The organism is Ferrithrix thermotolerans DSM 19514 (assembly GCF_900128965.1).
In the GTDB taxonomy this organism is placed as follows: domain Bacteria; phylum Actinomycetota; class Acidimicrobiia; order Acidimicrobiales; family Acidimicrobiaceae; genus Ferrithrix; species Ferrithrix thermotolerans.
Window position 1 is genome coordinate 42,593 of the sequence record NZ_FQUL01000012.1, and the last position, 18,884, is coordinate 61,476.

The 18,884-nt window shown below is 52.4% G+C and carries 19 protein-coding genes, 1 tRNA gene and 1 pseudogene; 7 read left to right on the forward strand and 14 right to left on the reverse strand.

The window, feature by feature from the left end:
* Positions 1–76 precede the first annotated feature (76 nt).
* The 3 genes from folP to BUA24_RS12140 are packed head-to-tail and all read right to left on the reverse strand — an operon-like array spanning position 77 to position 1,938.
* Positions 77–946 (reverse strand): dihydropteroate synthase, encoded by an 870-nt coding sequence (gene folP, locus BUA24_RS05535; RefSeq protein ID WP_072789754.1) that lies wholly within the window; start codon positions 944–946, stop codon positions 77–79.
* A gap of 8 nt (positions 947–954) precedes the next feature.
* Positions 955–1,668 (reverse strand): thioredoxin, encoded by a 714-nt coding sequence (trxA, locus tag BUA24_RS05540; protein WP_072789793.1) that lies wholly within the window; start codon positions 1,666–1,668, stop codon positions 955–957.
* Positions 1,669–1,713: 45 nt separating this feature from the next.
* A complete protein-coding gene (locus BUA24_RS12140; protein WP_143146406.1) occupies positions 1,714–1,938 on the reverse strand; it encodes a hypothetical protein in 225 nt (74 codons plus the stop codon).
* A gap of 14 nt (positions 1,939–1,952) precedes the next feature.
* Between BUA24_RS12140 and BUA24_RS05545 the strand changes: the two genes are divergently transcribed.
* On the forward strand, positions 1,953–2,975 hold the full coding sequence (locus BUA24_RS05545; protein ID WP_072789757.1) for a phosphotransferase family protein: 1,023 nt from the start codon (positions 1,953–1,955) through the stop codon (positions 2,973–2,975).
* Positions 2,976–2,994: 19 nt separating this feature from the next.
* Here the strand turns inward: BUA24_RS05545 and leuS are convergent, their stop codons facing one another.
* Complete coding sequence (gene leuS / locus BUA24_RS05550; protein WP_072789759.1) at positions 2,995–5,466, reverse strand: leucine--tRNA ligase; 2,472 nt, start codon at positions 5,464–5,466, stop codon at positions 2,995–2,997.
* A 131-nt stretch (positions 5,467–5,597) separates the two neighbouring features.
* On the opposite strand from leuS, the gene BUA24_RS05555 reads away from it, so the two are divergent.
* Complete coding sequence (locus BUA24_RS05555) at positions 5,598–6,500, forward strand: methyltransferase domain-containing protein (protein ID WP_072789761.1); 903 nt, start codon at positions 5,598–5,600, stop codon at positions 6,498–6,500.
* Here the strand turns inward: BUA24_RS05555 and BUA24_RS05560 are convergent.
* Genes BUA24_RS05560 through BUA24_RS05570 form a run of 3 tightly spaced genes read right to left on the reverse strand, consistent with a single transcriptional unit; the run spans position 6,493 to position 7,986 of the window.
* Entirely contained in the window at positions 6,493–6,879 is a 387-nt protein-coding gene (locus BUA24_RS05560; RefSeq protein WP_072789763.1) for a MarR family winged helix-turn-helix transcriptional regulator, read from the reverse strand. The genes BUA24_RS05555 and BUA24_RS05560 overlap by 8 nt on opposite strands.
* 55 nt (positions 6,880–6,934) lie before the next feature.
* The gene (locus BUA24_RS05565) at positions 6,935–7,327 is read right to left on the reverse strand and encodes a carboxymuconolactone decarboxylase family protein (RefSeq protein WP_072789765.1); all 393 of its coding nucleotides are present in this window, start codon (positions 7,325–7,327) and stop codon (positions 6,935–6,937) included.
* Between the two features lie 2 nt (positions 7,328–7,329).
* Positions 7,330–7,986 carry a class II aldolase/adducin family protein gene (locus BUA24_RS05570; protein ID WP_178138719.1) on the reverse strand — a complete coding sequence of 219 codons (657 nt, stop codon included), beginning with the start codon at positions 7,984–7,986 and terminating at the stop codon, positions 7,330–7,332.
* Between the two features lie 157 nt (positions 7,987–8,143).
* Between BUA24_RS05570 and BUA24_RS05575 the strand changes: the two genes are divergently transcribed.
* Positions 8,144–8,221: transfer RNA gene (locus BUA24_RS05575), tRNA-Ala, on the forward strand.
* A gap of 812 nt (positions 8,222–9,033) precedes the next feature.
* Here the strand turns inward: BUA24_RS05575 and BUA24_RS05580 are convergent.
* The 3 genes and pseudogenes from BUA24_RS05580 to BUA24_RS12940 all read right to left on the reverse strand — a co-directional run.
* Positions 9,034–9,429 (reverse strand): antibiotic biosynthesis monooxygenase family protein, encoded by a 396-nt coding sequence (locus BUA24_RS05580; protein ID WP_218587414.1) that lies wholly within the window; start codon positions 9,427–9,429, stop codon positions 9,034–9,036.
* 4 nt (positions 9,430–9,433) lie between these two features.
* Complete coding sequence (locus BUA24_RS05585; RefSeq protein ID WP_072789768.1) at positions 9,434–9,745, reverse strand: cupin domain-containing protein; 312 nt, start codon at positions 9,743–9,745, stop codon at positions 9,434–9,436.
* A gap of 66 nt (positions 9,746–9,811) precedes the next feature.
* Positions 9,812–9,934 (reverse strand): annotated as a pseudogene (locus BUA24_RS12940) (IS3 family transposase); the annotation flags it as partial.
* A 1,550-nt stretch (positions 9,935–11,484) separates the two neighbouring features.
* Between BUA24_RS12940 and BUA24_RS05590 the strand changes: the two are divergent.
* Positions 11,485–11,736: a hypothetical protein gene (locus BUA24_RS05590; protein ID WP_143146407.1), complete on the forward strand. Its 252-nt coding sequence runs from the start codon at positions 11,485–11,487 to the stop codon at positions 11,734–11,736.
* A 276-nt stretch (positions 11,737–12,012) separates the two neighbouring features.
* Here BUA24_RS05590 and BUA24_RS12460 read toward each other — a convergent pair whose 3' ends face one another.
* From BUA24_RS12460 to BUA24_RS05600, 3 genes are all read right to left on the reverse strand, one after another.
* Complete coding sequence (locus BUA24_RS12460; RefSeq protein WP_178138720.1) at positions 12,013–12,180, reverse strand: hypothetical protein; 168 nt, start codon at positions 12,178–12,180, stop codon at positions 12,013–12,015.
* A gap of 233 nt (positions 12,181–12,413) precedes the next feature.
* Complete coding sequence (locus BUA24_RS05595; RefSeq protein ID WP_072789773.1) at positions 12,414–12,743, reverse strand: hypothetical protein; 330 nt, start codon at positions 12,741–12,743, stop codon at positions 12,414–12,416.
* Between the two features lie 78 nt (positions 12,744–12,821).
* On the reverse strand, positions 12,822–13,541 hold the full coding sequence (locus BUA24_RS05600; protein ID WP_143146408.1) for a hypothetical protein: 720 nt from the start codon (positions 13,539–13,541) through the stop codon (positions 12,822–12,824).
* A gap of 903 nt (positions 13,542–14,444) precedes the next feature.
* Here BUA24_RS05600 and BUA24_RS12145 point away from each other — a divergent pair.
* Positions 14,445–14,822, forward strand: coding sequence for a hypothetical protein (locus tag BUA24_RS12145; protein WP_143146409.1), 378 nt, complete (start codon positions 14,445–14,447; stop codon positions 14,820–14,822).
* 189 nt (positions 14,823–15,011) lie between these two features.
* A complete protein-coding gene (locus tag BUA24_RS05610; RefSeq protein ID WP_143146410.1) occupies positions 15,012–16,436 on the forward strand; it encodes a hypothetical protein in 1,425 nt (474 codons plus the stop codon).
* A gap of 393 nt (positions 16,437–16,829) precedes the next feature.
* On the opposite strand, the gene rhuM is transcribed toward BUA24_RS05610, so the two are convergent.
* Positions 16,830–17,813, reverse strand: a complete 984-nt coding sequence (gene rhuM, locus BUA24_RS05615; RefSeq protein ID WP_072789796.1) for a virulence RhuM family protein/type II toxin-antitoxin system death-on-curing family toxin — start codon at positions 17,811–17,813, stop codon at positions 16,830–16,832.
* Between the two features lie 678 nt (positions 17,814–18,491).
* Between rhuM and BUA24_RS05620 the strand changes: the two genes are divergently transcribed.
* On the forward strand, positions 18,492–18,785 hold the full coding sequence (locus BUA24_RS05620) for a hypothetical protein (RefSeq protein WP_072789783.1): 294 nt from the start codon (positions 18,492–18,494) through the stop codon (positions 18,783–18,785).
* Positions 18,786–18,884 lie beyond the last annotated feature (99 nt).

Sequence of the window (18,884 nt, forward strand, 5' to 3'; positions counted from 1 at the left end):
CCAAAGTTATAGTCTCCTAAATCCAAGACATCTATATAGTCGTCGCCCTGATCTGTAAGAGGTGAAACAGTTAGAGTCAATCTAAAGACTTATGCTCTTTGAATCTTTGGCCCCACTCCTTTGGATCAAAGATCGCAGAGAGGGTATCTACTACTCTCCTCGTTCCCCTTACGTCGTGTACTCGAAAGATCCTAGCTCCTCGAATCATCGAGAGAGCAACCGCCGCTAAAGAAGCCTCTCTGCGAGAGTTTATGTCAAGACCCAAGGACTCACCGAGAAATCCTTTGTTCGACGCTGAGACCAGCAAAGCATAGCCAAGTCTGGCAAACTCTTCCGTCGCATCAAAAAGCGCTAGAGACTGTTCGGTCGTCTTTCCAAGATCGAACCCGACGTCTATCATCACTGACAGAGGGGGCAGTCCTGCCTCCTCCGCCATCTTGACACGAGCCATCAAGAAGTCCTTCACCTCCCCGATCAAGTCGCTATATATCGGGTTAGGATCCTTTACACGGGGCCTCAACCGAATGTGGGTAGCAACAACAGCACCCCTAGCCTTAGCAACAGCATCAAGGTACCCAGGATCGGCAAAGCCGGAGATGTCATTTCCAATTCGTGCACCAGCTGAAAGAGACTCTTCAATAACCCTAGCCCTCCAAGTGTCTACCGAGATGAGTACGTCGAAACGCTTCGAGAGCGCCTCTACCGCCGGCACGACCCGATCGAGCTCCTCTTCTTCGGTCACCTCGTCCCCCGGCCCAGCCTTTACGCCTCCGACGTCCAAGATATCCGCTCCCTCTAGCACAAGAGCTTCGGCCTTCTTGAGGAAGGCGTCGAATGCAAAGTAGCTTCCTTTGTCATAGAAGGAGTCTGGAGTGCGATTTAGAACGCCCATCACCAACGAGGTGTTCGTTAGATCTAAGGTGTCTTCTCCGACAACTAGCTGCAAGGGACCACCTAAAAGAGCCTCGAGGTAAGGAGTCTTCGGTAGCGCGCCACGGTCTCCTCGTCAAAGGGGTACGCATTCAATATGTCAACAAAGCGCTGCCTTGCTGCCTCATCTTTTTTTACCGACTCTAGTAGCTCGTTTAACTCGGCAATCACGTCAACTGCCGGCTTTGAAAGCTCGGGCAAACCTAGCCGAATCATCGACTTTACCCTCATGATCTCCTGTGTCTCTGGATACTTGGCTAGAAGTGCCTCTGCCTCTTCGTCACGTCCCGTGGTAAATAGAAACTCCCCTAGACGTGCGGCCACCTTATCGGAGTCAGGCTCCAGCTCATGAGCCTTGCGAAGAGACTCCTCGTCACCGTTGTCTAAGAGCTCTTCTGCCTCCGAGACAACTGGAGCTAGCTTGGAGACAAACTCTTTGACCTGATGTTCGGGCAAAGCACCGATAAAGGTATCTACTACCTGGCCATCTTTTACTGCGAAGACCGCTGGAATAGACTGAACTCGAAAGGCCTGGGAGATACCCGGATTCTCATCGACGTTTACCTTGCAGAGAGCGACCTTTCCTCTTGTGTCAGCAACGACTTTTTCTATAATGGGACCCAGCGTTCGACACGGTCCGCACCACGGAGCCCAAAGATCGATGACAACAGGAACTTCTTTGGATCTCTCTACTACCTCTTGTTGAAACGTGGCATCAGTAACATCAACAGCAACCATATATAAGAAAATAGCTATCACAACGAAAACATCCTGTCAGTAGTGTCATATCCGCTGCCCTCTCGACGTCGTATCTGACAAAAATAGAGATAGAGTAAGCCCATGCGATCGATAGATAAAGGCACAAATGGGCGCAATATTAGATGCTTTGCGACCCTTTACGTTGCAGATTCCGATCGAGAGACGGACAACACTGAAGTTCAGTCTTACCCTTACCCAACCGGCCCCAACGGGTACCTTTACCACAAAGCACGGAGATATCTCTACCATGGGAGCAGAATCTAGTGACCACCCTTGACTTTGACAGAGTCGCTATCTGGATCGAAAGAGTCCAGGACCTTTACCTACCTCCATACACCTTTGAACTAGTAGCCGGAGGAAGGTCGAATTTAACCTATGTTGTAACCGACAAAGATCAAAGACGATTCATCTTACGCCACCCTCCGCTTTCTCACGTTCTCCCCACTGCGCACGACATGGAGCGTGAGTACAAGATCATCTCCGCTCTCTACCATTCGAAAGTTCCGGTACCTAAGCCGATCTCACTATGCAAAGACACGAGCGTCACAGATAGACCCTTTTATATCATGGAGTTTGTCGAAGGCAGGATTTTGAGACAGCCCTCAGAGGCAGAGAACCTATCGGTGTCGATGAGAAGTCACATATCAGAGTCGCTCGTAAAGACACTGGTTGACCTGCACCTACTAGATGTCAAACAGGTTCACCTGCAAGATCTTGGCAAGACTGAAGGGTATCTGGAACGCCAACTAAGACGCTGGAGTCACCAGTTTAATAACTCCGCAGCTGAGGTAGGGTTGAACTACCCGATCATAGATATGGCACATAAGAGACTCGTCGCTTTGACTCCACCCCAGCGATACAGCGGGATAGTACATGGCGACTACAGGCTCGACAACACAGTAATTGGAGATGATGCGCAGGTAGCTGCAGTGCTGGACTGGGAGATATGCACACTAGGGGACACGTTGGCCGATCTAGGGATGCTCGTTGTCTACTGGAGCGAGGCTGAAGATGAGGTAACACTTCTAGCATCAACAACGTCTTTGCCGGGATTCTACAGCCGCTCCCAGGTCATCGATAGGTACGTGAACCTATCCGGTAGAGATCTAAGCGATCTCCCATACTACGTCTCATTCTCCTACTGGAAGCTTGCCTGCATCCTTGCCGGGGTGTACGCCCGCTACATGCAGGGCGCCCGAGCTGGAGACCCAAGCGACGTAACTCAATATAAAGCACAGATCTCTTATCTAGGAGAGATGTCGCTATCTCGTCTCGAGGATCTCTAGGACCTAGCCTCGATGAGCACTACACAACGATATTGAGAAGTCTTGGGAGCTTGGCTATAACCTTTGAAGGTGCTTTATCTCTAATCACAGCTCGCACCTTAGGAGACGCCAGCGCAAGTTCGAGAGCGTCCTCGTAGGAGATATCTGAAGGAACTGTAAGTTTATCTCTAAACTTTCCACCTACTTGGATGATGAGCGTGTCTTCAGAGGAGACCAAAAAGGCTGGATCGGCCTTAGGCCACCCAGTCTTGAAAACCGATCCACCATGTAGACGCTCCCAGACCTCAGACGTCATATGCGGAGCCATCGGAGCCAGCATTTTAATTAGTGAATCGACGGCCTCATCGAAGACCTCCTTTGAGACACCTTCAGCGCTTTTACGATATATTGTGTTGGTTAGCTCCATCAGGGCCGCCACAGCGGTGTTGTACGACCATCTTTCGTAGTCCGACGTCACCTTGTCGATCGTTTTGTTTACAATCGCCCGAACCTCAAGGTCCGAGTCTGTAGGCTTGCGATCCACAGTAGAGATCGTTACCCCAGGGAAGCTCTCGGCTTGACCAAGTGCTAGTCTCCACACACGCTGCAAGAAACGGTGACATCCTTCGATAATCGTATCGGTTTGGTCGGTCCAGTCAAAGCTATCCCCAGGGGGTCCGACAAAGAGGTGAAAAAGCCGCAAAGAATCGGCTCCAACGGTATCAAAGTACGAAAGCGGAGCAACAAGATTTCCCTTCGACTTTGACATCTTGCTTCCATTTAACCGCACCATGCCTTGCGTGAAGAGACGTTTGAAGGGTTCTCTAAGATCACTTGGCACAAGACCGATATCAGAGAGTGCCTTGGTGAAGAAACGGGCATAGAGAAGGTGCAAAATAGCGTGCTCAATGCCACCGATGTACTGATCTACGGGCATCCACTTTGCGATTACATCTTTGTCGAATGGTTTGTCTTCGGCGAATGGATCTGCAAAACGCAGATAGTACCAAGACGAGTCGACAAAGGTGTCCATGGTATCTGTCTCGCGCTCCGCTGGACCTCCGCACTTTGGACAGTTGGCCTTTTTGAACTCCGGATGTCTAGATAGGGGTGACTCGCCAGTAGGCAAAAACTCTACGTCATCTGGAGCGATGACTGGAAGTTCCTCAAACGGAACGGGGACGTATCCGCAGGTCTTACACTTCACGATCGGGATAGGGCATCCCCAGTACCTCTGTCGTGAGACGAGCCAATCCCTCAGGCGATAGTTAACCTTCGACTTACCGATTCCGTTCTCTTCAAGCCACCTTATCGCCCTGTCTTTAGCCTCCGATACTGAAAGACCATTCAGCCACTCGCTGTTGATCTTTTCACCTTCACCGGCATAAGCCTCTCCGTCAAAGTTCGTAGGAGGCAACACCGTACGTATAACAGGAAGATCATAAACTTTAGCGAAGTCGTAGTCTCTTTGATCCTCTCCAGGAACACCCATAACAGCGCCGGTTCCATAGTGAGCAAGTACGTAGTCTGCAACGAACAACGGCACCTCTTTGCCGTTGAAAGGATTCACCACGTAGCTACCAGTTCTAACTCCCCTCTTTGACTTCGTCATATCGACAGAGAGTCTCTCTATCTCAGAACGCGACCTGACCTCGTCTAAAAACTCTTCCACCTCAACTTTGCACTCTTTTTTCACCAACCGCCAAAGATCTGGATGCTCAGGAGAGATAACCGCATACGTAATTCCAAATCCGGTATCAGGACGGGTGGTAAAGACTCTAACCGCCAGGTCATCACTGCCTACAACCTGAAGATCCAACTCCACGCCAACAGACTTACCGATCCAGTTGCGCTGCATCGTCTTTACCTGTTCAGGCCAGTCAAGATCCTCGATACCTTCCAGCAGCTCATCTGCGTATTCGGTAATTCTAAAGAACCACTGCTCTAGGTCCTTCTTGATTACTAAGTCGCCAGATCTCTCACAGGTGCCATCTGAAAGCACTTGCTCGTTGGCTAAGACGGTCTTACATCCCGGACACCAGTTGACCGGCGCCATCGCCTTGTAAGCTAGCTTAGCCTCATAGAGCTTTATGAAGATGTACTGACTCCACTTCATGTAAGTGGGGTCGTGGCTCTTTAGCTCCCGCCTCCAGTCATAAACCGCTCCAAGACGTATCAATGAGTCTCGCAACTCCGAGATGCGTGCATCGGTAAAGGTCCGGGGATGGATGCCGGTCTTGATCGCTGCGTTCTCCGCTGGAAGCCCAAAGGAGTCGTAACCGAGAGCCGAAAGAACCGCTTCGCCATTCATCGCTCTATAGCGAACGTTTAGGTCACCAAAGGTGTAGTTACGTACGTGTCCCTGATGAGCTGACCCCGATGGGTAAGGGTACATACACAACACATAGGACTTCTTGCGAGGATCATCCGAAGATACGTCGTACTCTCCGCTCTCCATCCAAATTCTTTGCCACTTGGGCTCAATCTCTCGTGGGTCAAAGGCTTCAGCCATAAGAAAACACTAGCGTCTAGGTGCACCTATGCCATTCATAAACTTTTCTTTCAATAAAAGTTGACCGATCCCACTAAAGTCGGTCACCTCGCAGTCCGATTGTGACTTATTCACAACTGCGGGGAGAGACGGTGACACATACAATCATCGACAATCAGATATCGTCCTACATCTATAACTACCTTGAAAAGCTTACAGATCCCGACTCCAAACAACTCCTTCAGTACTCGATCAACCTTCACAGCGCCTGGACTTCGGTACTTGATAGGCTTGAGGTCAACGACGACGACTCGGTGTTGGACATAGGAACAGGACTCGGCCTTGTGCCGATCGACCTCGGCTCAAAGACTCTTGCCAAAGTCACGGGATGTGACATATCTCCTAAGTATGTATCTTTAGCGAAAGATCTGTTAGCACGAATCAGGGAGTCAGACATGATCTTGTCAAACGACTCAATCTCTTTTGATGTCGCTGACATAGAGTCTTTACCTTATGACTCCAACTCATTTTCGAAGGTGATAGTAAGGGAGGTATTTTCCTACCTTCAAAACCCAGCTAAGGCCGCTAACGAGATAGCGCGGGTGACAAAGCTCGGCGGAAAGATCATCGTCGAAGACATAGATGACTCTTTGTACATCACCTACCCGGAACCGTCACAGTCCTTCGAGCACCTGTTAGACATCGTTCGGAAGCTACAAAGTGACAAAGGAGGTGACCGGAAAGTCGGACGCAAACTCAGCAACTACCTCGTAGACGCTGGGCTAAGCGTAACCAAGATCGAAGTTCTCACCGACAGCACACACCTGAACTCCGAACAGATCTGGGTCGAGAAAGAGTTCATTGCTAGGCAGCTCATAGCTGTGAAACCCGATGCTGTTACACGAGGAATCACCACCATCGACCAGTTCGATCGAGCCTTTAACTCTTGGCTAACAGAAGAGATACGTCCGGGATTCCGTATGAACGCAAGAGTACTGGTTTGGGCCGAGAAGAAGATAGACGACTTCCAAAGAAAGGTCTTTTCAATCAGTTGACGCTGTGTTCTAAGTGATTTGAATTCTCTAGGAACTGATCGACAGCCAACAAGTTAGCCTTGAGTGACTCGACTCTGTCACGTCCAATCACAGACTCTATCTCGTTCCACACCTCGTGCGACATTGCGAATACTTTATCTGCGATCCTCTCCCCCTCCTCGGTCAAAGTAACGTCATAACGCCTGTTACTTGTCTCTCTCTTTTCGCAAAGACCCTTTTCCACTAAAGATTCAAGAGATCGATGAACTGCCATAGGGTCGGTCGCCAGATACCTGGCTCTCGCCCTGGCAGTCATCTTCGGCATCGAAGCAAGGTTGCGAATGAGCGCCGCCTCGACGGTGCTGAGGTTTAATTCAGCTACTTTTTGGGACCACTGCATCTTGAGCCTCCTAGTGACTTTGGAAAGCAAGAATCCAGCGTCATTAGTCAATTCGTTACTCGTCTGTCCTCCCACCTGTAGCCTCCTGAACGAAGATTGCGGCAACGATCTCCACGCCTTTGGAGAATCTAGGCATACCAGCAGTGATGAGCGTTGTCTCCAAAACCCCCATCATCTCCGCAGGTGTCGCTCCGGCCTTGACCGCTGCCTTCGCATGCATCTCAGCAGGTTCATAGGCCCCAAGTGCAAGCAACTGTCCGAAGTGAACCAGCTGTTGAATCTTTGTCGGCAGCGGATTCTCAGCTAGGAGTGTCTTGCGAAGACTCTCCACTTCAAATATGCTTTCTAACCTATCGGCTAGTTTTGCCAGTTCAAACCGCTTTTGCACAGATTCTGGGAACTTTCCGAAGGTCGACTCGTAACGTTGTTTGATATCTTCGATACCCATGTCTAGTGCCTCACCCTAGCCATAGACTCCCGTACCCTTTGTAGCGCACCTTCAGGAAAGTCAACGCCACCTCCAAGCGCTGCTGCTGCCAACTCAGCGGCTGCTGCCTCTTCTATTGCGAAGGCGATCGAAGCAGTTTCAGAGACGGAAGAACCGAACACCAACACTCCATGATTAGCCAACAGAACTCCTTTGATTGTATTGTCGGCTTTGATCGCATCGACGATACCCTCAATCGACTCTTTAGATCCACGAGGACCCCACTTTGCAACAGGAACAGGCGATGCCTGCCCGAACCTGAGTAGCGCCTCGTACCTCGAAGGTATCTCTTTGTGAGCCAAAGCAAACGCTGTAGCATGTGGAGAGTGCGTATGAAGCACGCAGTTAGCTGTCTCAAGATTGCTGTAAACCGCTGCATGCATGGTTAGGATCTCAGCGTTCGTTGGTTCGACGGAACCTTCCAAGACCTCTGCATCGAGATTCACCAACGCAAAAGAGTTCTCGTCTAAGTCCATAGCTCCTCCCTTAGTTCCAATAAGAAAGGTATCTAAAGACACTCTGGCGCTCAGATTGAGATGTTTTGACGGGGTAAGGATAGTTGAGTTTACAACTCGATCCCTAAGTCCTAGCAGTTCTCTTACAACTTCTTCGTTAGCCAACTGTACCACTCCTAATTTATAGACAAATCTACATTTCTAAGATGTGTCAACCGCAACTAAAACAAGATATTCCCATCTCATGAAAATCAAAGTTTCATACTCCGAGCCAAGCCGAATCAAGGTTCTAAACAACTATGATGAATTGGCACAAACGTTTGGGGGTGTAGCTCAGCTGGTAGAGCGCTTGACTGGCAGTCAAGAGGTTTCGTGGGTTCGAGTCCCATCACCTCCACCACAAACCTATAGCTCATAGCTGTCATCTGATGGCCGGGTGCTCCGCTTCTCTTTGCTCCGGTTGCCTGCGTGGTTGCATATAGATTTAGATCTCCGATTAACCTCATCGTGACATCTGATGTCATGGTCCCCAAAACAATCTTCGGCTAAGTTTTGCCGCTTCTAAACGGCCCAGCCATCCCTTTACCGCTCGTGTGTCTCGGATAGCGGCGGATGAACGTCCCCTGCACAACTACACCGCAACAGGCAAGATTCACCAGTCGAGCGGCCACCCCCTGTGATCGGGTGTCCAAGCAGCCAATCTGGGCTGGTGTCCGATAGTGATTGTGGAGATGAACAACCGTCAGAACTCAACCAAAGTCCCTCCTTTCCCCAGTCTTCTAGCCCATGCAGGTGAGCATTTCGCATGCCTACGGTAGGCATCTCTTTTTTTGACCCGTCCCTGTAAAAGACAGAACAAGATCCATCGAGGTACCTCAAGCTAAAGACGGTGACGAATGTCGTCCACTCTGGCGGAAGTGACGTCGATTATCTGTTCTAAAGTGTAATGCCTCCTACCAAGGGAAATAGGCACGACACGACCTAAGCATCCCACGATGCGAGGGTGATATCGGTCTCGTGGATCGTTGGGGCTAGGCGACCCTTTCTGCTACGTTGATCTCGAATCCAAGTGAAACTACTTCCAACGAACCACTTGGGAGACATCGAACGTTGGCATGGATCAAATACCCGTGCCTGCCGGTCAACGGTCCCCCTCAAATACAGTCACGGTCAATGTCGAGATGCACGACTGTTTGTGCGGTAATAGACCCGTTATTGGCAGCGGCCATCTCCGTCCGTGGCATTCCTGGGGATAGCAGTACCCTGTTGGGCCGGAAACAGCGACGAGTTCATGGAGTAGTCCCGGTCGACCGTGGCAATTCGCACACGGTAGTCCTGGTACCAGATTTCGCGCCCCTTCCGCTGGGCAAGGCAATGGGCAGCCACTTCTTTCCATGCTTGTGCAGCCGCTTGGTCCACCCAGTAGGAGACCGTGATCCCAATGTCATCGCGAGCGGATTCCACACCCAAGAAGCCCGGCTGCTTCGATGCCAACTCGTTCATCGACTCCGCCATGGCCACGTAGCCGTTATCCCCCTCGGTCCGTGTCGAAGTGAAGATGACCGCAACGTAAGGCGGCTCGGGAGTGTCTGCAAACGTCGTGGCCAAGGCGCTACACGCTACCCTTACGCTCCACGACCAGGATCCGGGCTGCCGGGACGGGATGGGCGACATGCTGGTCGCCTTCCTCTGCTACGCACACCCGGCCGGGGGTCAGCCGCTCGACCCGCTCCTTGCCCTCGTCGCGGTAGTGCATGTCGACCGCACCCTCGAGGAACACGAACACTTCGCTGCCGTCGTTGACGTGCCAGCGGTAGGGCTGATCGGTCCAATGCACCCGGACGGTCACACCATCAATTTCGGCCAGGTCCAGCGCACCCCAGGCCTGATCTGCAACGAAATCGGTGGTATCGACGAAACGCATGCGACCATCCTAGTCCGAAGCCCCCCGCCGGTCTCGATTTATGCCCAAATTGCGCCTTGAGTGACACTGAACGCCTCGATCGCTGTGATGAATGAGATCCTCGGTATCTGGCCTTTGGCTCATAGCCATTGCTAGCGCGTCGGTGGCTAGCCCACTCTTTGGGGAGTTGGCCACCTTCTGCCCGACGATATGGGTTTCACTCCGCCAAGGCTACCCTTGCATTAGTGAGCAAGCTTCTCGGACCGACTGACTTGAAGTTACCCCATGAAAGGGCGCGTTTATCCACATGAGTGTCAATAGAGACGTGTGTACTTGCGGATGTCGCAATGTCCAATGGGCGTGCTTTGAAAGGGAGCAGCAATGAGTACGTCTCTATGGTTGGTTGGTGCAATCTTGCCGCTTGGCCTTTTAGGAGCCTGCGGCAGCACTTCGAGTGTTAGTAGTGGTACCCCACAGCCAAGTCAAACGAGTACTTCAAACTAAAGTTCCCAATCGAATTCCAGCAGCACGAGCACTCCAGCAAAGTCCAACGCGCCTTATGCCTTGGGCACCACAGTAAAGGTACCGGAAACTTTTGACGGGGTTTCAAGCGTACAAGTTTCGGCTTGTTACCCCGGTGTAACTGACACGAGTAGCCTCGGTCTCACTCCTAGTTCTGGACACGTCTGGGATGCAATAGTTGCAACTGAGTGTGCTGGTACAGGAGGATCTTCCACCGGCCGGAACCCTACTGACTTTTCAGTCATTCTGTCCAACGATTCAACAGCGTCAGTGAGTTTTTCAGCAAGCTTGGCCCAGTTTGGTGGTCCATTAGCTCGGCGGGAGCTCGGCTGCGCTTGCGGCTGGCCAATGCAGTAAGGGCTGGGTTGTATTCTCGGTGCCCAACGGGACAACCCCACTCAAGGTTGAATTTAGCGGTACAAGTGCCAGCTCCAGTGCCTCTAATAGTGACGTCCGATGGGCAATCCCACAAGGTTGAAAATCACCTCTCTAACTTAATGCCTCTTGCTAGTTCTTTACTATTTTTCAACACAAACTCCTGTTGGGGGTCACGAGTCCAGGCGTATTCACGAATGTTGTGTACGAACCGACTTCAAAAACGTTATCGGAGCCAGTTTGGGTGGCGGTTGATAACCAGTTAACCATTCGGGTGTGATTCGTACTTAGATGTCAGTAATCAAGTTAGCTGGAGTTTTGCCAAGGTCGTCGGAGCACCAAGGATTGTGCCGGCACCCATTGCTTTGGGTGCCGGCATTAACTCAACTGATAGTCATGGCCTAGCTCTAGGCGGTGTAGGCGCATTGGCGTACCACGTCGGGAGTGGTGACCCCATATGATCCACCTCTAACGTGAGAGGATCGACCATAACAGAGACAGAAAGCGTTTTTTAGAGTGAAAACCGATCCGACTTCAGAAGCGACCAGCTATGGCAGACACTAGACGTATGCCGGGCCATCTTGACGCTGGAGACCAACAGGTGTTGTCCAGTCCCGATGTAGTCAGAGCCTTGCTGCGATCTCCTTGGCTACAAATTCGTGTCATAGAAAATGTCGCAGAATTCTAAGCAACCACGACTGTTCTCGACAACTGCTGAACACAATACCCACTCTGAACAGCGCTGATGCAAACTCATGATCTTTATTTAAGAGCCCAAGAGCCAAAGTTGGAGCAAGAGGCCAAAGAGACCCTAGTGGGCCTTGGCAAGCGACTGGCTGAGCTGGGTCGGAAGCTCAGTTCAGATGAGACGTCAAATCGCGTACTGCCAGGATGCAAACCGAAAAGGCTCCTGTGAGCACGAGCAGCTTGACTTCCTTGGGTACCGCTTCCGTCCTCGGCTAGCCAAGAATCGAAGGTGTCGGTTCTTCGTCGGTTTCGCACCGGCGATCAGCGACACCGCTGCCAAGGAGATACGTCACCAGATCAGACGATGGCGTCTTCATCTCCACAGCGACATAGAGCTTGTACAACTCGCAACGTTTGTCAAAATGTGATCGTGCGAGGATGGATCAACGATTACGGACGCTTCTATTCCGTCCCGGTTGGTCCGGTCCCTCCGATGAATCGACAGATATCTCATTCGTTGGGCCAAACGCTAGTACAAACGACCTCTTACCGGTCTTCGGCGGGCACTGAGGTGGTTGCGCAAGGTCAAACGACACTCACCAACCCTCTTTGCTCACTGGTCACAGGTGCACACGCCCTTGCCGGCTAGATGATAAGAGACTGTCACGTCCGGAATCTGTGAGAGCCAGGTGAGACTCCCCCGGTCACTCGGCATTACTAGTCCGAAGCTGTACCCAGTGTTCGGCGCCGAAGTCATAGAAGGCCAGGAGGGTATCGGTATCTAAGGTGCGCCAGTGAGCAGCCTTTGGGTACTTGGCCTCGCACTTGGTCTCAATCGTTGCGATAGCCCGCTTGGCATGATTTGGAAACACTTGACTTTGAGAAAAGAAACGACATTTGGTGTCAATGAGCCATCTTCATCTATCGTCATCCCACTGCAGGACCACACAAGCATAGATCCTAGAACAACGATGGTTCAAACAAGTTGAGCTCATGCCAGGTGTCCTCCAAGAAACGATAGGACATCGGGCCTCAGCGAATGTTCGCAATTAACACCACCGAACAAAGGTCATCATTCTGGCTCATCAGCAACTTCTGGTATATCCTAGAGGTCGGCCTTCTCTTCAGGAGTCAACGCGTCAATGGCGCGCCAGTATTCGATCTCTATTGCATCTAAATCATCTGTAGCCCTTCGCGCCGCCTTTAGCTCTTTCTTCGCTGACTTGACAAATACAAGACGCTCTTTCTCGCTTGCTTCAGCATGACGAGCAGCCGCATTGATCCTTGCGGCAAAATCGAAAGCAACCGGACCAGCGTTCTTGCCTGGAGGAAATACCGCCACACCATTTACCTCAGGTCCTTCAATGGAAACATAGGCATGTCCAGAGCGGATCTTCTTTGGAGCCGCCAGCGAGAAAGTCCCGAACGCAAGCATCCGTGTAACGGTAAGCCTCTGGCGTTCGAGAGTAGCGTCATCGGCCCTTGCGCTGACTCCAATGATCGAACCGCCACCCTACGGAGTTTGGATCCACCGCTCGTAGACAACGACTCCTCCACCAGAACAAATTCGTTTACCCTTTGGATCTGCGAAATACTTCAATGTCGCCTCAGCCGCATTTACTTCTGTGCCATACTCATCCCATGCAGCTGGATATCGCTGCTGAAGATCTCTTGCTTGGAGGTATTCAGGGCTTGGGTGGCGGCGCCGTCGAGCCAACCCAATCTGAGCTTTGGTAACCTTGGTCGCCTTGGATGTTAGCCTTCGCGCAAGGTACATCACCAGTTTGGCTAACAGGAAGACTATGAGAGCAAGCTCGAGGAACGAACCAACGCCGAAGACTGCCTTGGCAAGAGAAGAACGGCTCACCTGCGTGAGAGAATCAACGATGAACAGGGCAAGAATGGCCAAGAACGCGCTAGGTACTTGATGTTTGGCAATTGCCTTTCGAATATTTTTCAGGCCATGCTTGGTTGTCCCACCAACGCCTCCAAGACTCTCCAATGGATGTTCATGGCGATCGACACTCGAACCATCCGACCGACTTGACGAGTTGGCTGAAATTCCTCCCAAGGATTTGGACTCAGATTCCCGTTGCTCGTCAACGTGGTCCAACCCGGGCAGAACCTGCATCTCAGTTGATGACCCCAATCGTAAAGAGTCGTCCGAGGCGGCCGCGCTGTCTCCATGTGGAAACTCATGTACATTCTCGACACCTTCGTTAGCGTCCGTCATCATTCCCCCAACTCCGCCTCATCAGCCATATCATCTTACGTTAGGCCAGAATCAGCAGGTGGTTTCCAGTTTGCACCTACGAGATCATAGCGCCGCAAAAACACTAGATGTAGCCGCGACAGCAAAAACCCTACCAGCCCGGAGGCAATTTGGACTTGCTCAACCAAGGTGACAAACGCAGCTGGCAGACCATCAAGAAAGAGGTCGCTACTCACGTGAGGGACACCCTCATGCTCACCAACGACCAGGGGGTTTTCTTCTCCCTACTCGACTCCACCATGCTCGCGTGAGGCACACTCCGACGACCGACGTTGGTGGATCCTCGGAAATAGTTGATAATCCCAGTTACACTCGCCGACAGCTCATGCGAAAGGCAAGACCACGTCGGGCAGGTCCTCTACGAGGTCGCTCTCAGGCACAATCGAGAGAGTCAAAGCGGTCACCCCCACGAGCTGATCGAGAATACCTACACTGAGTCAGCTACTCCGTGGAATTGACCAACTTCACCCCAAGAAACGGTATGAGAACATGCACGAGCGGGCCAATGGCGATTGCGTATGTGAGCGTACCAAAGCCAACCCGTCCACTTAAACTGGTTAGGCTCAGCCCTCTGATCACGCACGAGCTCCCGCCGGTGCGTCTGCTTGTGTGCACCACAAGCGGGTGGAGTGGCTCATAGGCAAGCTCGGCATCTACGCCACCACCCCGAAGCGCTTCCGAGCGCACCACGAGGCGCGAGGACACTCTGCTTGTAGACCTTGTCGGCTGAGGACTTCTCCCCTGAAGAGCCGAACCGGCGCTATGTGAGTGACAGCACTGAGCAGAGCTTCCGCTCCCTCGCCACGATGGCCGATCTCGGCTCTCGCAGGGTCGTGGGCTCGTCTCTTGGGAGCAGGATGCCCGATGACCTCGTCGTCGAGTCGATCGAAACAGCCCTTCGCACCCGTGGCAGCCTGGCTGGTGCGATCGTTCGGGGAGCGACAGGGGCGGTCAGTACCTCTCCAAGAGGGTTCGCCAGCTCCTCGTAACCCTTGGGGTGCACCAGTCGGCTGGGAGGGTGGCCAACTGCTAGGACGACGCTGCTGCGGAAGCGTTCTTCGTGACGCTGAAGCGCAAGCTCGTAGCAAACGAGCGCTTTGGCGGCCTAGAGCGAGGCGAGACGTGCCATCGCTGCCTGGATCTGAGCACTACAACCCCGAGCGGCTGCACTCCGCGATTGTCTACCTGCCCCCGGTCGACTACGAGCTTCGCTACGCTCGGGAGGGCATCGCAGTTGCGTAATTGTGACTATCAAGCAAATGAGGGGAGGGCCAGAGGAGGTTCCCAAGGAGTAATCTCTGTGTCTACTGCTTCTCGTTCACCTCACTAAGGCATAGCGAATGACGGGTTACGAAACGCTCGGTAGGTATCTTCAAAACACCCTAATAGCTTCAACAATCCGGCTTCACAATTGAGGACTACTGTGGACCCATGACAACATCCTATCGTCATCTTTCGCTTGCCGTGTGCACGGTGCTTCTCAGCGCGGCGCTCCTGACCGCCTGCAGCGGTGCATCCACAACGTCGACGCCGGCGATACACGGAGCTACATTGGACGTAAGCGAGGGAGCATCCCACTCGGTGGTCGCGCCGTTCAACGGGACCAATCTTGACTATTCCGGAATGGCAGAACCGTACGACAAGACATCAGTGAGCAACGCAGTGACCTCGTTGGCGCCAGGAACGATCCGGTACCCGGGCGGGGCTATCTCGAACTACTGGTATTGGCAGACCGGAAGTGTCAATCAACCACCATCGACGACCACAGCCGTGACCGGAAAGACCAAGACCACACCGGGCCGACAGCGCACGTACGGATTCACCTTGTCTACGCTCAAACAACTCGCCAGCGCGACCGGCGCTGTCCCCATATTTGACCTCAACGTCATGACCTCCACGTTAGAAGATCAACTCCAGATGCTGCGGACTGCAGCGAAGCTAGGGCTTCCTGTTAGATATGTCGAGCTTGGCAACGAATTCTACTTGTCCAACTCCAACTATGTTCACGCCTTTCCAACGGCAGCTTCCTATGCGGATATGGTCGCGTCATGGGCACCGGCCATACGCGATGCCTTCCCGAACGTACAGATCGCTGCGGTAGCAAGTGCGTCAACCACTACCCCCCGTGAACAAGGTTGGAATTCGACACTCCTCAGTATCGCTGGGAATGACATTAACGCTGTTACATTGCATGACTATCCTTGGATTCACGGCTCAGCGAAGAGACCTCTTTTGCCGGAAGCTCTACTAGCGGGAGCAAGCATCGAGTGGCAGCCCGTTGAACACGTCATCAACTCGTTGCCGTCACACCTGTCGGTGTGGTTGACCGAGTACAACCTGAGTATCGGCGATCTCGCTCTGGGTTCTCCTGCACTGGGGACCACGTGGGAGCACGGCTTGTACGTCGCTGGGCTCGACATGCAGGAGTTGACATCACCACGAGTTGTGCTCACTGACTACTGGGATCTCTTTGGATCAACTGAAGACGCACAGTTCTCGAAGACGATCCCGCCGGTGATAACGCCTGCGGGTAGTGCGAGCAAACTGATCAATCAAGCGATGAAGGGCGCTACGGATATCACGGTACTTTCTATTGCTCATGACCCAACAATGGAAGGATCCGTGCAGTCGGTGAGCGGAATCAAAGTGGCTAACGCTTCTGGAGATGACAGACTGATCCTCGTCAACCTTGGATCAAGTTCTGTTACGCTTGCCTCAGATGGACTAATCCCAACAGGTGCGTCTGTGAAGCACTTAGGTGGTCCGCTTTTGTCGAAAGCAGTCAATGTGAAGTCATCACATGCAACGAGCGACCTGAAGTTGCCCTCATATTCAGTGACGGTGGTCTCATGGTAACTGTTGACCCCGACTTTTCACGCAGCCATTTGAGCTGACCGAACCGCTCCGGATTTCATAGCGCTCTCAAGGGCCATCGAACGGTCGAGGCATCAGCCATCTGCGGCGACTGATCAAGCTGTCCGATGCCCCTGACGGACGGCTTGGGGATCGGTATCCGACACGGTGCTGGGGTGCCTGCTAGCGGGACTTTCCTGGCTAGCAAGATCGACTCCTCCATTACCCCTGCTAAGGATGGGTAAGTGGTATCGATTTCTGTAGTACCTAGGTGGAGTGATTTACCGCTTGGGGGCGTAGCGATCTAACTCGAAGATGGTGAAGCCCAATTCCTAGAAGAGAGCCATGATGTGGTGTTCGACGGCGGTTTGGTTGACGTAACTCATAATCTTTGCCTCATGGTACGGGTGGCAGGGCCAGCATGTTCTCGATCAGCCGAATCATCACGTCCTTATTCCTGGCGTCAGACTCGGCCACAAGCAGAGCTAGTGCCGCCAGCCCCACATCGTTGACGACCGGTGCACTGTTGCGGATCAGACGACCATTGCGGGCCAAGAAATCCACGAACAGGAAGGCCCCGCTGCGCTTGTTGCCGTCAGCGAAGGGATGATTCTTGATGACGAAGTACAGCAGGTGCGCAGCCTTGGTCTCAACGCTCGGGTAGGCAGGCTTACCGAAGACGGTTTGTTCTAAATTGCCGAGAATGGCGGCAAAGGCATCACCACGTTCGAGCCCAAACAGATCCGACGCCTCGCCCCGAACCATCAGATCGGCCTTCAGACGAGCGACAGCGGCGCGAGCCTCTGCTAGCGTCGGCAGCACCCCGCCCGGGCTACCCGCTGGCACAGCGAGCAGTCCCTCGTCGTAGCGTTGTAGCCACAGGAAGGTCTGCGTGTAACGAGCAATCACGTCCACCAGCCCGCGCCCCAGCTCCGCAGTTAAGGTCTCACCGGCTGCGGCCTTCTTCACCAGCGCCAGCGCTGCCTCCAGCTCAGCGGCGTTGTGCTCGAAGCGCTGACGGTCGAGGCTGTAGCCTTGGGTGAGATGGTTGCGCAACACGCGCGTGGCCCACTGGCGAAAGCGCGTGGCGTGGGTGGAGTTCACGCGATATCCCACTGAAATGATGACGTCAAGATTAAAGTATTCCACGAGGTAAGTCTTGCCGTCCGCAGCAGTGGTTGCATTTTTTGCAACCACTGCATCCCGATCCAGTTCCCCGCTAGCAAAGATATTGCGCAGGTGGCGAGAGATCACCGACTTGTCACGACCGAACAGGGCGGCCAGTTGCTGCAGGCTAAGCCAGACGTTTTCGTGCTCGACGCGTACCTCGACACGGACCTCGCCGCCTTCGTAGATCACGATTTCAGAGGTGGGTTCCATAGGCTTCACGATCCGGATGGTTACTATCGGAGCCGGCTACGTTGGTGTCGGCCAGTTCTCGGTGCAGGGCAATCGCGTGGTGTTCGACAGCGGCTTGGTTGATCTTAGTCATCACAGGCCTGTGGCATCCCATCTATCTAAAGCCACCTCCTGCAGTTCCCGTTCTACTTTGCTCGACATTCTCCGAGTGAAATATCCCCGAAGCACTCGACCCATATAGTCCAACGCTTATTTGGACCCTTGATGAGCGGGCACTATAACAGTCTCTACGCAAATCATAGTGTTGTAGAACTATTTCCTAGTAGTTACCAACCATCACTTCATATTCTGTCTGATTGAACTTCTGATTTGAATCAAGGCACTTACCACCAGACTTTGAACAACAAGCCGTATATTTAAAAGCTTGCAATGCACCAGAAGGGAACGAAACATAACGCGCCTCCAACTCTTTTGTGCTTGTGTCCTCGAACCTAATTGTCATAAGTCGATTTAGAGCAAGACCTTATTCCACATTTTGAGATTGTCAATAGCATTTACGGTAGAGGTGAAGTAGGAAGTATTTCGATAGATCCTCAGCTTATTCACTAACAGCATGGTTCCCAGTATGACACGTGAACTGCCACTACTCTCGATATCCCGCTTCGACTGCCAAAGTAACACTGGCCTCCAATAATCAACATGATGCTCTCCATGTCGATCAACGATATCTCAACTGACTTCAGCCACGTCGAAGGTCTTTTTCATCACCCAATACGTAAGATACTAAGACACACAGACACAGACGTAATCTCGGCCAGCATTAAGATCGCTCATCCTATTAGACTAATAACGTCACATCCTGTCGCGCAACTAGCCGTATTGATTGGACTTCTAGCATCCCTCTTACTTCTTCGTTTACACCTGGACCTGAAAGAGGTTCTGCTTGAGGTACACGGACTATGCCGGGACTTCGGATTTAAGTGGGGAATTTAGTCAGGTGTAGCCACGCACCAGGGGTGAACTTGAGAGAGGCACAGGGGTTCTGCCAGAATGGGGTTAGTTACAACTCAAAACCTGGAGGGCCCCTGTGGA